The organism is Streptomyces sp. RKND-216, from assembly GCF_004795255.1.
GTDB lineage: Bacteria > Actinomycetota > Actinomycetes > Streptomycetales > Streptomycetaceae > Streptomyces > Streptomyces hazeniae.
In genome coordinates this window covers 632278-645971 of record NZ_SSBQ01000002.1, presented here as the reverse complement: position 1 = coordinate 645971, position 13694 = coordinate 632278, and the positions used below count along the sequence as shown (strand labels likewise).

General features: G+C 75.3%; 11 protein-coding genes. 7 read left to right on the top strand and 4 right to left on the bottom strand.

The window, feature by feature from the left end:
• Positions 1-15: 15 nt before the first annotated feature.
• Complete coding sequence (locus tag E4198_RS03145) at positions 16-1074, bottom strand: DUF2637 domain-containing protein (RefSeq protein ID WP_136181783.1); 1059 nt, start codon at positions 1072-1074, stop codon at positions 16-18.
• A 153-nt stretch (positions 1075-1227) separates the two neighbouring features.
• Positions 1228-2097, bottom strand: coding sequence for a (2Fe-2S)-binding protein (locus tag E4198_RS03140; RefSeq protein ID WP_136181782.1), 870 nt, complete (start codon positions 2095-2097; stop codon positions 1228-1230).
• Between the two features lie 118 nt (positions 2098-2215).
• Here E4198_RS03140 and E4198_RS03135 point away from each other — a divergent pair, with 118 nt between their 5' ends.
• Complete coding sequence (locus tag E4198_RS03135) at positions 2216-2998, top strand: GntR family transcriptional regulator (RefSeq protein ID WP_136181781.1); 783 nt, start codon at positions 2216-2218, stop codon at positions 2996-2998.
• Positions 2999-3040: 42 nt separating this feature from the next.
• Here the strand turns inward: E4198_RS03135 and E4198_RS03130 are convergent, their stop codons facing one another.
• Together E4198_RS03130 and E4198_RS03125 are read right to left on the bottom strand one after the other, a co-directional pair.
• On the bottom strand, positions 3041-4105 hold the full coding sequence (locus tag E4198_RS03130) for a S1 family peptidase (protein WP_247597532.1): 1065 nt from the start codon (positions 4103-4105) through the stop codon (positions 3041-3043).
• A gap of 341 nt (positions 4106-4446) precedes the next feature.
• Positions 4447-5235, bottom strand: coding sequence for a hypothetical protein (locus E4198_RS03125; protein ID WP_136181779.1), 789 nt, complete (start codon positions 5233-5235; stop codon positions 4447-4449).
• Positions 5236-5634: 399 nt separating this feature from the next.
• On the opposite strand from E4198_RS03125, the gene E4198_RS03120 reads away from it, so the two are divergent.
• The 6 genes from E4198_RS03120 to E4198_RS03095 all read left to right on the top strand — a co-directional run bounded on the left by E4198_RS03120 (position 5635) and on the right by E4198_RS03095 (position 13664).
• The gene (locus E4198_RS03120; RefSeq protein WP_247597531.1) at positions 5635-6837 is read left to right on the top strand and encodes a glycosyltransferase family 4 protein; all 1203 of its coding nucleotides are present in this window, start codon (positions 5635-5637) and stop codon (positions 6835-6837) included.
• Complete coding sequence (locus E4198_RS03115; protein WP_247597530.1) at positions 6834-8360, top strand: sugar transferase; 1527 nt, start codon at positions 6834-6836, stop codon at positions 8358-8360. The genes E4198_RS03120 and E4198_RS03115 overlap by 4 nt, the downstream gene beginning before the upstream one ends.
• A 61-nt stretch (positions 8361-8421) precedes the next feature.
• Positions 8422-9783, top strand: a complete 1362-nt coding sequence (locus E4198_RS03110) for an O-antigen ligase family protein (protein ID WP_247597848.1) — start codon at positions 8422-8424, stop codon at positions 9781-9783.
• On the top strand, positions 9780-11549 hold the full coding sequence (locus E4198_RS03105) for a lipid II flippase MurJ (protein ID WP_247597529.1): 1770 nt from the start codon (positions 9780-9782) through the stop codon (positions 11547-11549). The genes E4198_RS03110 and E4198_RS03105 overlap by 4 nt, the downstream gene beginning before the upstream one ends.
• Before the next feature lie 148 nt (positions 11550-11697).
• Positions 11698-12399 (top strand): polysaccharide deacetylase family protein, encoded by a 702-nt coding sequence (locus tag E4198_RS03100; protein WP_247597847.1) that lies wholly within the window; start codon positions 11698-11700, stop codon positions 12397-12399.
• Positions 12396-13664 carry a glycosyltransferase gene (locus E4198_RS03095; RefSeq protein WP_247597528.1) on the top strand — a complete coding sequence of 423 codons (1269 nt, stop codon included), beginning with the start codon at positions 12396-12398 and terminating at the stop codon, positions 13662-13664. The genes E4198_RS03100 and E4198_RS03095 overlap by 4 nt, the downstream gene beginning before the upstream one ends.
• Positions 13665-13694 lie beyond the last annotated feature (30 nt).

Here is a 13694-nt window from a genome sequence, read left to right as displayed (position 1 = left end):
GGCGGGCCGCCGTCGTCAGTGGAAGGACCGCTCGATGTCGCGCAGCTTCTCCTCCAGGGAGTCCAGCCGGGGGTTGGCCGCCTTGCTCAGCGGTTCCTCGTCGCTCGCGTCCGGCACGCCCTTGGAACTCCGCGGCTGCGGCGGGGTAGTCGCCGGGGCGTCCTCGACCTCCACGTCCACGGCCGCAGGCTGCAGCGCCGCCCGCGGCTGACCGGCCGCGCTCGGCGCGCCGATCTCCACCTCCACCGGCGCCGTGCCGGGTGCGCCGCTCCGGTGCCACAGCCGGTGCTGCCGGTTCAACGCCTTGAGCCGTGCCTTCTCCAGCCGGCCCTGCTCCTTGCGCCGGGCGCGCTCGTCCTCCTGACGCCGCCGCTCGTCACGGACCTCGTCGACGGCCTCGTCCAGGGTCCGCACGCCTTCGAGCAGCATCAGCGACCAGGCGCGGAACGTCTCCCGGGGCGCCCGCATCCACCGCACCACCCGGATCTGCGGCAACGGCCGCGGCACCAGGCCCTGTTCGCGCAGCGCCGCACGGCGGGTCTGTTTCAGCGCCCGGTCGAAGAGGATGGCGGCGGACAGCGACATGCCGGCGAAGAACTGCGGCGCGCCCGCGTGCTCGTCCCCGCGCGGGGCGTGCACCCAGTTGAACCACGCTGCCGCCGCGGCGAACGTCCACACCAGCAGCCGGGAGCCGAGCGAGGCGTCTCCGTGGCTGGCCTCGCGCACGGCGATCACGGCGGAGAACATCGCGGCGCCGTCCAGCCCGAACGGGACCAGGTACTCCCAGCCGCCGGACAAATTGAGGTTCTGGCGGCCGAAGCCGACCAGGCCGTGGAACGACAGGGCCGCCGCCACCGCGGCGCAGCAGAACAGCAGCAGGTACGACGCCATGGCGTACACGGTCTCCTTGCGGCGACGGCGTTCCTCCATCCGCTCCCAGGAGTCGGCCTGGCCGCTGGCGCCTTCGTCCGCCTTCTTGCGCCCGCGCGCCAGCAGGAAGACGGCGATCAGGGCGCCGACGAGGAGCACCGAGCACGCCAGCACCCAGTTCAGCGTCATGTCGGTCAGTGTCATCGGGTGCCCTCGCGTCCCTCACGGCTCGTTGCGGTTGCGGTGTGCGTCGCGGAGCATCCTGGACCAGCGGGCGCGCCCGGCGCCCGGATTCCGCGCAAGAGCACGCCAAAGGGCGGCGGTGGGGCCGGAGAGGGACGCCAGGGGTCGAACGTGTCAGCCTCGTGCGGACAGGCGTGCGATCCGGTCGGCGTCGCAGGTGCGGGGGCAGGTGACGCAGGTGTCCTGCGGGCGGAGGGTGTAGAAGAGGCAGCACGAAGCCCGGTCGCGGGTGGTCAGCGCCTCGCCGCCGGGCCCGGTGAGCACGCGGAACGACGCCCCGCCCGGGTAGGGGCGGGTGCCGCCGGGGAGCAGGCGCCCGACCTCCTCCAGCATGCGGTCCTCCTCGCCCAGCAGGTGCCCGAGGTACCACAGGCCCTCGGCGATCTCGTCGGTCGCCATGCCCCACAGGGCGCGGGAGCCGCGCCGCATACGGGGGCGGAAGCCGTCCAGCACCGGTCCCAGATGGTCGGCGACGGCCGCGCGGACCTCGGCCCGCAGCGCCTCCTCGTCCGGCACGACGACGGCACCGGGAAGCCGGGCGGCCGGGTCGCCGGGGAGGCAGGCGAACTCCTCGATGTGCACGGCCAGCCGCCCCAGGGCCCGCTGGAGCGCGACCGCGCCGACCGGGATGCGGGGGACGCGCCGGTGCAGGAACCAGGGCAGGGTCACCAGCAGGCAGGCCGGCCACGCGTAGCGGTGGAGGCCGAAGCTGGCGATCACGTCCGGACGGGCCTCCTGGCCGTAGTCGCGGCGCACCTGGTCGGCGTCGAAGGCGAGGAACGCGTCCAGTGCGGGACCGCCCCCGGCGAGGTCCGCAGCGGCCACCCAGCCCTCGCCGTCCGGCAGCACCGGCGTCTCGGTGACCTGGAGCGACGGGAAGACGGCGGAGAGCCGGTCGTAGGCGGCCGTGAACGGCGAGGTCGCAGGCGTCGCCACGGCAGCGGCGAGGGGCGCAGCGGCGGATGCGGACGCGGGCACGGCCATGCGGGGACCACCGAACTCGATTGATCGATTGCAGGTAAGCCTTACCTTACTCGAAATCCCCGGGGTTTGATCTCGCGGCGCGTCCGCCTAGGGTGCTGGTCGACGCGAGGAGGGACAGATGGAGCAGACCCGAGCGGAGACCCCCATAGGGGCCCGGCCCGGACCTCTACCCGCGTCACCCGCCCGCGGCGCGCACGTCCTCGCGGACGACGTGCTTCCGGTGCCCCCGCGGCTGCCCCGCCGGCACTCCGTCCGGGGACAGGTCCTCGCCGCCCTGCGACGGGCCCTCGCCACCGGCGAGCTGGAACCGGGCCGCGTCTACTCCGCGCCCGCGCTCGCCGAGGCCCACGGCGTGTCGCCGACGCCGGTGCGCGAGGCCATGCAGCAGCTCGCGGGCGAGGGGCTGGTGGAGACGGTCCCCAACCGCGGCTTCCGCGTCGTCGAGCACAGCCCCCGCGACGCGGCCGAACTCGCCGAGATCCGCCTGCTGCTGGAAGTGCCCGTAGTGCTGCGTCTCGGGGCCACGCAGGGGCGGCGGACCTGGGAGGCGGTGCGCCCGCTCGCGGAGCGGACCGTCACCGCCGCCGCACGCGGCGACCGTGCGGCCTACGCCGAGGCCGACCGGGATTTCCACCGCGCGCTGCTGGAGCCGGCCGGCAACCGGCGGCTGGTGGAGTTCGCCGAGGACGTGCACCGCCGCGCCCCGGCCCCTCCGGTCACCCGCGGCGCGCCGACCCCCGGACTGGTGTCCGCGGCGGCCGAACACGTCGCGCTGGTCGAGGCGTTGCTGGCCCGGGACCTGTCCGCCGCCGAACGCATCCTGCGCGCCCATCTCGCGCCGCACGCGGCGGCGGCCCCGGCCGCGTGGGCCGGGACCGCCGGTTCCGTGCGTTCCGGGTGACGGCGGCCCGTTGAGGCGCCGCCGTCAGAGGAGGGGCGTGGGTCAGTAGACGACCAGCCCGTACCGGTTGGTCACCTCGGTGACCGGCTGGAAGAACGTGGTGCCGCCGGAGGAGCAGTTGCCGCTTCCGCCGGAGGTCATGCCCAGTGCGGTGTTGCCGGCGAAGAGCGAGCCGCCGCTGTCGCCGGGCTCGGCGCACACGTTGGTGCGGATCATGCCGTAGACGACGTCGCCGCCGCCGTAGTTGACGGTGGCGTTCAGGCCGGTGACGTACCCGCTGTGCAGGCCGGTGGTGCTGCCGCTGCGCTGCACGTACTGGTTGACGTAGGCGTTGCCGACGCCGGTGATGTCCCGGGTGCTGCCGTTGTAGAGGTTCACCACGCCCGGGGTGGAGCTGGAGTCGTTGCGGATGACGCCGTAGTCGTCACCGGGGAAGCTGGACGCCGCCGTCGGGCCGATGCCCGAGAAGTTGGGGTAACCCTCGGTGCAGTGACCGGCGGTGATGACGTAGTAGGTGCTGCCGATGCGGGCGTTGAAGCCCGCCGAGCACCGGCCGCCGGTCGACATGTAGATGGCGTCGCCGCCGCGGATCAGCTTGGTGAACTCGCCCTTGGTCCGCTCGATGGTGACGGCGCCGTCGAAGTCGGCCGCGACCTTGCGGAGCGTGGCCATCTCCTTGGCGTCCACCGTGCTGTCGGCCGCGACGGACAGCGTGTTGGAGACCGGGTCGACGGACCAGGCGGTGCCCTTGACGTCGGCCTGGTGCTCGATGGCCTTGGCGGCCCGTGCGAGTTCGGCCTGGCTGTGCTTGACGACCTTCGCCACCGCGCCGGCCTTCTCCACCTTGGCGGCGTCGGCCTTGTCGGTGATGGTGACGACCATCCGGCCGGAGTCCGCCTTGTAGGCGCCGCCGGTCTGGGCCGAACCCAGGGTCTCGGCGACGGCCATGGCGGCCTCAGGGGTCGCCCGCTCCGACGGGGCCGGAGCGGGGGCCGCGGTGGCGGTGGGCGATGTCAGGACGACTGCGGCGACGAGGCCGGTCGCGAGGGCGGCTATGCCCTTGCCGCGCTTGACGGTCTGTGTCGAGACAGGGGGTCTGACCTTCACGCGTTCCTCCATGTGTGGGGTTCTGTGGGGGCGAACCGGACGGCTGGAGTGCCGTTCGGTCCGCGTCCCGGCTCCCGGCCCGGTGGGGGGTGGAGGGCAGGTCGGAGATTTCCGGTGACGTGGGGAGTATCGACAGCTCAGCGAGAGGGTCACAAGAGGCATGGGGAAGGCAGAAATTCACCCTGCCGTGTGAACGGGCCGTGCCCGTTCTGCGGTTTCGGAAGTACGCGTTCCGGATACCGCGCGGGCGTGCCGACCGCCTGCGAGCCGCGTCCGGTCCGGGTTTCGGCAGCTCCGGCGACCTGCCGGGAGGAAGGTGTCGCCGCCGTCCCGGGCTGGGCTCAGGCGGCTTCGAGCCGGGACGCGAGCCAGGTCGGCACGCCGCCGAGCAGGCGGAACAGCCGGGTCGCCTCCTCCAGTAGTCGGGTGGCCTCGTGCTCCTCCTGCACGTCCGCCAGTGCGACCAGTGCGGGGGCCATGCCCACCAGGAAGCCGAGCCTCTCCCGCAGCAGCAGCGACTCCGTGAAGCCGTGCCGTGCTTCGGTGAGTTCGCCCTCGCGCAGGGCCAGGCCGGCCAGGTGCCGCCAGGTGAAGGAGCACAGCAGGGCGTCGCCGTGCGCCGTTGCGCCGGTGTGTGCGCGCCGGTAGGCGGCCTGCGCCGCCTCCGTGTTGTCACTCACGTGTTCGGCGACCAGTCCGCGCCGGTAGTCCAGCATCGCCCGCGCAGGCGATGCCGGATCGAGCAGCGCGGCGGCCCGCCCGAGCGCGGCACGCGCCTCGTCGGAGCGGTCGCGGACCCCCAGCACGGTGGCCACGTACGCGAGATGGCCGCGTTCGCTGGCCGCGGCGCCCCGGGCGTCGTCGTCGCGGGCGGCGGCCTCCGCCAGCCGCAGGGCGTCCTCGGCGGCCTCCCAGCCGCTTCCGGTGAACATGCAGCGCTCGACCAGCAGGGAGGCCCGGCGCAGCGCGGTCGCGGGCGAGTCCGGTACGTAGGGTTCGAGCAGCGCCGCCGCGTCGTCCCAGCAGCCGCGGGAGCGCAGCCGCCAGACGGCCCGTTCGCCCGGTGAGTCGCCGCCGTAGGCGGCTGCCGGTGACGGAAGTTCTTCCTGTCGACGTACCGCACGTGCCATGGCGGACTCCGCCACTGTGCCTCCCAAGCGCGCCCTCGAGCCGGATGTGACCGCATCTCAGCACGAACCGAGCGCGCAGCCAAGAGAAAGTGTGAAGCGATTCACAAAGTTTTACTCGGCGGCTCGCTCTGCCCAGTGGCGCACGGGGGCGGAGCGACGTCGGGTGGGGGTCGTCCGATGGTCCGAAGAGCCTACGGTGCGAGGTTCTCCACCCTTTCTGCACACTTCGCGCGTCCTGCGTGATTTTCAGCCTTCCTTCTGGCACGGTTTAGACCGATTTGCCCGGGCTGTGCTGGGCTGCCGTGCCGGATGTGCCCCGTGGAGGCGGCCGCGTGCGGCCGTTCGCCGGACGTCCGGCAGCAGGGCCGTGACCGACCCGACCGTCTGGGAGAGGTGCGCGTGCAGGAACAGCAGTCCAAGGACCGGCCGTGCACCGTCCTGCACGTCGTCCAGCCCGTCGACGGCGGGGTCGCCCGCGTGGTGGCGGACCTGGCCCGCGCCCAGCTCGCCAACGGTCTCCGCGTCGTCGCCGCCTGCCCGTCGCAGGGCGGACTCGCCACCACGCTCGCCGCGCACGGAGCCGAGGTGCACTCCTGGGAGGCCGGCCGCGAACCCGGCGCGGCACTGCCCCGGGAGACGGCCGGGTTCGCCCGCATCATCCGGCGCACCGCCCCCGACCTGGTCCACGCGCACAGCGCCAAGGCCGGGCTGGCCGTACGTCTGGCGCTGCGCGGCCGGCTGCCCACCGTCTTCCAGCCGCACGCCTGGTCGTTCGAGGCCGTCACCGGACTCCCCGCACACCTCGCCCTGCACTGGGAGCGCCGCGCGGCGCGCTGGGCCGCCCGGGTGGTCTGCGTCAGCGAGGCGGAGCGACGACGCGGCCGCTCCGCCGGAATCCGCGCCCGCTGGACGGTGATCCCCAACGGGGTCGACACCGCACGGTTCACGCCCGTCACCCCGCCCGAGGCGGCGCGCGCCCGGCACCGCCTGGCGCCGTGCGCGGTCGGGACGGGCGGCGTCTTCGACCTCTCCGGCGCGCCCCTGGTCGTGTGCGTGGGCCGGCTCTGCCGTCAGAAGGGCCAGGACCTGCTGCTGCGGGCCTGGCCCGCCGTCACCTCGCGGTCGCCCGGCGCCCGTCTGGTCCTCGTCGGCGACGGCCCCGACCGAGAGCGGCTGCGCGCCGTCGCCCCCGCCGGGGTGTTGTTCGCGGGAGCCTGCCCGGACCCGGCCCCCTGGTACGCGGCGGCCGATCTCGTCGTGCAGCCGTCCCGCTGGGAGGGAATGGCCCTCGCACCGCTGGAGGCCATGGCCTGCGGCCGCCCGGTGCTGCTCACCGACGTCGCCGGAGCCCGCGAATCCCTGCCCCCGGGGCACGACGCCTCATGCCTGGTACCGCCCGAGGACCCGGACGGGCTGGGCGCCGGGCTTGTCCGGCTGCTGGCGGACCCGGCCCTGCGCATCTCCCTCGGCGAACAGGCCGGCCGCCACGTACGCGCGACCCGCGACATCACGGTGACGACCGCCGCCGTCGAGGCCCTCTACCGCGAACTGACCGGCCAGCCGCACCGCGACCGCGACCGCGAGGAACTGATCAGCCGATGACGATGGAGAGCACCGGGGCCGACGCCCTGCCCGCCGACCTCGAGAGACGCGACGGGCACCGGGAGAAGACGCGTGCCGTCGAGCCGGCCCCTGGGGGCCCCGGCATCCCCGAGCCCCGCAGCGGCCCCCGGCGGCCGGGCGGCGCCGCCCGGCGCGGGCGGGGCGCGCTCGCGGCCCTGGTCGCCGCCGACTGTCTCGCCGCGACCGCCGCCGCCCTGCTCGCGGGGAGCGGCACGCACGCCGCCGTCCTGGACCTCGCTCCCGCCGTGCTCACGTTGATCGCGCTGCATCAGCAGGGCGGGCTGTACCGCTGCGGGCCGCACCGCACCGCGCTCGGCGAACTCCCCGCCCTGCTCTGGCGGGCCGCCCTCGCCTGGAGCGCCGCCACCACCGTGGTGGCGGCCGTGCGCCCCGAACCGACCCTCGGCTGGACGGGATTGGTGTCCCTCGTGGCCGTGCACGTCGCCCTGGCGGCGCTGCTGCGCGGGGCGCTGTACGCCTGGCGTCGGCGGCGGCAGCGGCACAACCCGCGCTCCGCCCTGGTCGTCGGCCCCGAGTCCGCCGGGCACCGGGTCGCCGCCGTCCTGCACGAGCATCCCGAGTACGGCATGTGGCCCGTCGGCCTGGTGGTGCCCCCCTCCGCGGCGCAGGCCCTCACGCCCCCCGGCGTCCACGGCTCCGGCCTTCCCGTTCCGGTGTTGACGGCGGCGGAGGACGTCACGCGCGCCGTCGTCCAGAACGCGGTGTGCGACGCGGTGCTGACCCGCCCCGCGCAGGCCGACCCCGACACCGCCGCGCTGGTACGACTCTTCCGCACCCTCGGCTGCACGGTGTGGGTCGTCGACGGCGAGACCGTCGCGGGCGAGGTCGCGTGGCGGACGGCGGAGACGGGCCACGTGTGGGGGTTTCCCTGTGCCCGGCTGGACCCGCCGCCCCGGCGGAGTGCGGCACGCGTGGCCAAACGCGGACTCGACCTGGCCGTCGCCGCGCTGGCGCTGGTCGTCTCCGCCCCCGTGCTGGCGGCGTGCGGGCTCGCCGTCCGGTGCTCCGACGGGCCCGGTGTCCTCTTCCGGCAGGAACGCGTCGGCGCCCACGGGCGGCCGTTCGTGATGCTGAAGTTCCGCACCCTGCGGCCCGCGAACGCGCACGAGTCGGCCACCCGCTGGAACGTCGCCCACGACCGGCGCATGAGCGGCGTCGGCCGCTTCCTCCGCCGCACCTCGCTCGACGAACTCCCGCAGCTGTGGAACGTGCTGCGCGGCGACATGAGCCTGGTCGGACCGCGCCCCGAACGCCCTTACTTCGTCCAGCAGTTCAGCACGGCACATCCCGGATACGCGGCCCGCGACCGGATGCCCGTCGGCATCACCGGCCTCGCCCAGATCCACGGCCTGCGCGGCGACACCTCCATCGAGGACCGCGCCCGGTTCGACAACCACTACATCGAGACCTGGTCGTTCTGGCAGGACGTCCAGATCCTGCTGCGCACCGCCGGGTCCGTCTTCCGCCTGGGAGGGAGCTGACGTGACCACCGGGCATCCCGCGACGGCGACCGCGGCGGTCTCCCCCCGCTTCCCGGCAGCCGTGGCGCTCCGGGTCGCCGGGCAGTCGCGGTACGTCCGGGTGCTGCCGGTGGCGGCCACCGTGCTGCTGCTGTGCGTTCCCGGGGGGTCGGCCGACACCGCCGCGGCCACCCATGTGGCACCGGCCGACGTCGCCTCCGCCCTGCTGGTCCTGTGGTGCGCGGTGACGCTGGTGCGCGAACGCCGCCGCCCGCTGACCGCACCGGCCGCGGTCGTTCTCGCCGCCCCGGCCGTCGCGTTCGCGGTCGCCGCCGCCACCTCCCCGCAGCCCGCTGAGGCGCTGCTCGGACTGGTCCGCTACCTCCAGGTGTTCGTGCTGGTGCCCGCGGCTGTGGTGCTGCTGCTGCGCACCCGCGAGGACCTGCGCCCCGCGGCGGGCGCGATCGTCGCCGTCGCCGTGGTGCAGGGGGCGGTCGGCGTTCACCAGTACCTCACCGCGACCGGCGCGTCCTACCAGGGCCGCACGGTACGCGCGGTCGGCACCTTCGGCCCGCTCGACGTGATGGGCATGGCGACCGTCGTGTCCTACGGCCTCCTACTGCTGCTCGCCGTCGGTCTCGCCCCGCCCCCGTCCGCGCCGCGCTGGCTCCGTCCCGCCGCGCTGGGCACCGCGGCGGCCCTCGTCGTCCCGCTGACCGTGTCGTTCAGCCGCGGAGCCTGGATCGCCACCGTCTGCGCCGGCGGCGTGATGCTGCTCCTGGCCGGTGCACGGCTCGCCGCCCGCACCCTCACCCTGCTGCTCGCCGCGGGCGTGGTGCTCGTCGGTGGCGCCGGCGTCGGCACGGAGATGATCGGCGCGCGGCTGGCCAGCATCACCCAGGTCGCCAGCAGCCCCGACCAGTCCGTCACCGACCGGTACGCCATGTGGGCCGCCGCGGTGAGCATGTGGCGCGAGAACCCGGCGACCGGCGTCGGGCTCAAGGGCTTCCCCGGCCACCGCGACGGGCACGCCTCCCTCGCCCTGTCCTCCGGAAGCGACACCGCGGGCGCGGGCGTGGATTTCCACCGGGAGCCGCTGCTCTCCCCGCACAACATGTACCTGCTGATCCTCGGCGAACAGGGCCTGATCGGGCTGACGCTCGTCGCGGGCAGCTGGCTCGCCCTGCTGGGGTGCGCGCTGGCGCGGCTCCGCCGCCTCCGCCGCCCGCCGTCCGCAGACCGTCGCGTGCCCGGCGGGGCCCGGCCACCGGACGGCACGGACTGCGGGCTGGCCGCCGTCGGCCTGCTGGTGTGGCAGCTCGTCGACTTCCTCTACGCCGACATCGGCGGGCCCTCCACCGTGCTGACCGCCGTGCTCTTCGGCATCGCCGCCTGGTGGGCGCTCTGCCCGGCGGCACTGCGTCCGGGGGAGGACCGCCGGTGACCGAAGTGGCCCACACCGAGACCGAACCGCCCGTGGACGTGCCGGAGCCTCCCGGGACCCGCTCGCTCCCCGACGTCCCGTCAGCAGCCGACCGAACGTCGGACGACGCGGTCCCGGCCGGCGGCCGGCAGGGCCGGTTCATCGCCCGCGCCGCGGCGGCCACCGCCGCGCTCACCGTTGCCGGAGCCCTGATGGGTCTGGTCCGCGACCAGACCATCGCCCACCTCTACGGCGCCGGAGCCGCCACCGACGCGTTCCTCGTCTCCTGGACCGTCCCGGAGATCGCCGCGACGCTCCTCATCGAGGACGCCATGGCGCTGGTGCTGATTCCCGCCTTCAGCCTGGCCCTGTCCCGCCGTGCCGCGCTGCGCGCCACCCGGGCCGCCCACGCGGCGGGGGAGGCCGACGGCGGCCCGGACCCGGTCCGCGCGCTGCTCACGCGCTCCCTGCCCCGCCTGCTGCTGGCCCTGGCCTGCGCGTCCGGGCTCCTCATGGTCGGCGCCCCCGGGCTTGTCGGGACGCTCGCACCGGGCCTGGCCGACCCGGAGCTGGCCGTGCAGTGCACCCGGCTCACCGCCGTCACCCTGCTCACCTTCGGCACCGCGGGCTACCTCAGCGCCGGGCTGCGCGCACACGGCCGCTTCGTGCCCCCGGCCGCCATCTACGTCGCCTACAACCTCGGCATCGTCGCCACCGTGCTGGTGCTCCACGCCCTGTGGGGCGTACGCGCCGCAGCACTGGGGGTGGCCGTCGGAGGCGCGCTGATGGTGCTCGTCCAACTGCCGTTCTTCCTGCGCGTGATGCCGCGCGGAAAGGCCGGACGCCGGGCCGGGCGCCGGGAGCTCCGCGGAGGGCGTCCCGACGGCGCTCCGGGCGCGAGCCGCGCCACCACGACGGTCGGCGCCGGAGTGCTGCTGCCCATCGCGCTGTTCACCATCGGCCGCCAGTCGCAGGTGCTGGTGGAGCGCTACCTGGCCTCCTCGCTGCCCGCCGGAGCGATCTCCCACCTCAACTACGCGCAGAAAGTGGCGCAGATCCCGATGGCGCTGTCCCTGATGATCTGCACCGTCACCTTCCCGCTGGTCGCCCGCGCCCTCGCCGACGGCGAGGCGGAGACGGTGCGGCGCCGGGTGGAACGCGACCTGGCGGGCGCCGCGCTCGTGGTCCTCCTCGGCGCCGCCTACGTCTTCGCCTGCGCCCCGCAGATCATCGAACTCCTTTTCCAGCGAGGCGCGTTCAGCGCGCAGGACACCGAGGCCACCGCGTCCGTGATGCGCGTCTACGCCCTCGGACTCCTCGGCCACAGCATGGTCGGCGCGGTCGTCCGCCCCTTCTTCTCCACCGGTCGTCCCACCTGGTACCCGGCGTGCACGATGGTCGCCGGCCTCCTGGTCACCATCCTCGGCGGCGTCGCCCTCAGCCGTCTGTGGGGCACCCACGGCATCGCCGCCGCCAACGCCGCCGGTATCACCCTGACCGCGATCCTGCTGCTCGCCGGTACCGGCCGCCGCGCCAGCCGGCACGTCGCCGTAGCCGTCGACCTGCCCCGCGTACTCGGCGGGCTGGTCCGGCTACTGGGCGCCGCCGCGCTCGCCGCCGCAGCGGGCTGTGCCGTGGCGCAGCTGTGCGGGTCCGCGCTCCTCGCCGCCTCCGCCGGCGCCCTGGTCGTCTCCGCCGTCTTCCTCGTCACCGGCTACGTCCTCGGGGCGGGGGAGATCCCGCAACTCGTGTCCGCCGTCGAACGAAGGCTCCGTCATGACCGCTGAACCCACCGACACCGCACGGCCGCGCCCGCGGGCGGCCGACACCGCGCCCGCGCCCGCCGCAGCGCCCGCACCCGCGCCCGGGCCCGCCGCAGCGCCCGAGCCCGCCCCGGCCGCCGACCGGCCCCGGTCCGGCGCCCCCTGGCTGCTGATGTACCACTCCGTCGCCGACAGCACCGAAGACCCGTACCACGTCACCGTCTCCCCGCACCGGCTGCGCCGCCAGCTCGAATGGCTCGCCGCCCGGGGCCTGCGCGGCGTCGGCATCGCCGAACTGCTCCGGGAACGGGCCGCCGGCCGCGGCCGCGACCTCGTCGGCCTCACCTTCGACGACGGCTACCAGGACTTCCTCGACGAGGCCGTCCCCCTGCTGCACCGGCACGACTGCACCGCCACCGTCTTCGTGCTGCCCGGCCGTCTCGGCGGCAGCAACGTGTGGGACCCGCTGGGCCCGCGCAAGCCGCTGCTCACCGCCGAGGGCGTGCTGGCCGCCGTGGGCGCCGGCATGGAGATCGGCTCGCACGGCATGCTGCACCGCGAACTCCCCGCGCTCGACGACGCCGGGCTGCACGAGGAGACCGCAGGCAGCCGCGATCTGCTGACCCGCCTCACGGGCAGACCCCCGGCCGGCTTCTGCTACCCCTACGGCACCCTGGACGCCCGCGCGGTGCGCGCGGTGCGCGCGGCCGGCTACGCCTACGCCTGCGCCATCGACCCCGGCCGCCTCACCGGCCTCCACGCCCTGCCCCGCGTGCACATCGGCGAGCAGGACAACGCGGTGCGCCTGCACCTCAAGCGCCGCCTGCACCCCTGGCGCCGCCGGCCGTTGCCGGAGGAGGCGACGCTCCGGTGAGCCTGCCCTCGCGGGTCCTGCACGTCATCACCGGCCTCGGTGTCGGCGGCGCGGAGCAGCAGCTGCGGCTGATGCTCCGCCACCTCCCCGTGCGCAGCGATGTCGTCACCCTCACCAACCCCGGCGCCGTCGCCGACGGCCTGCGCGCCGACGGCGTGCGCGTGCGGCACCTGGGGATGCGGGGCAACCGCGACCTGGCGGCGCTGCCGCGGCTGGTCCGGCTGATCCGCGACGGCGGCTACGACCTGGTGCACACCCACCTCTACCGGGCCTGCGTGTACGGGCGCCTCGCGGCGCGCATGGCGGGGGTGCGGCACGTCGTGGCCACCGAACACTCGCTGGGCGACGCGGCGATCGAAGGCCGCCCCCTGGGCGCGGGCACGCGCGGCCTGTACCTGGCGACCGAGCGGCTGGGCGGCGCGACCGTCGCCGTGTCGGTCACCGTCGCCGACCGGCTTCGTGCCTGGGGCGTGCCCGCGGACCGCATCCACGTGGTGCCCAACGGCATCGACGCCGCCCGGTTCCGCCACGACCCCGCCGCGCGTGCCGCCACGCGGACCCGCCTCGGGCTCCCCGCCGACGCGACGGTGGTCGGCGGCGTGGGCCGCCTGGTGCCGGGCAAGCGGTACGACCGCCTGGTCCGCGCCTGCGCGGCGCAGCCGGACGTACGCCTGCTGCTGGTCGGCGACGGTCCCGAACGGGCACGACTGCTGCACCTCGCGCGGGCACTCGGTGTGGCGGACCGCGTCCTGCTCCCCGGCGAGTGCGGCGGCGCGGTCGCCCCGGTGACGGCCGCCGAGGAGGCCGCCGCCGGACTGCCGCCGCTTCCGCACCTGCTGGCCGCCATGGACCTGTTCGTCTCGCCGTCCACGGAGGAGGCCTTCGGCCTGTCCGTGCTGGAGGCGCTGGCCGCGGGACTGCCGGTGCTCCACGTCACCTGTCCCGCGGTGGACGACGTGCCCGGCTCCGAGGCGCCCGGCGCCTACCGCGTCGGCGCGGAGACGGAACGCCTCACCGCGGCCCTCCGCGTACACCTCGCCGCCGGACACGGCCGCCTGCCGGTGCCGCCGGTCGTGCGGCGCTACGACATCGCGCGCGCCGCCGAACGGCTCACCGGCGTGTATGCCGGCCTCACCGGTACCGCCCCGGCGGAGCCCGTTCCCCCTCCCGCCCGGCCGGACACCGGACGCCTCGCCGCCTGGATCCCCGGCGCCTCCGTCCCGCCGCACGCCGCAGGCGTGAACCGAAGACGCGGCGCGCCGTGACCACCCGCGCCCGCCCCGACCGCCACGAGG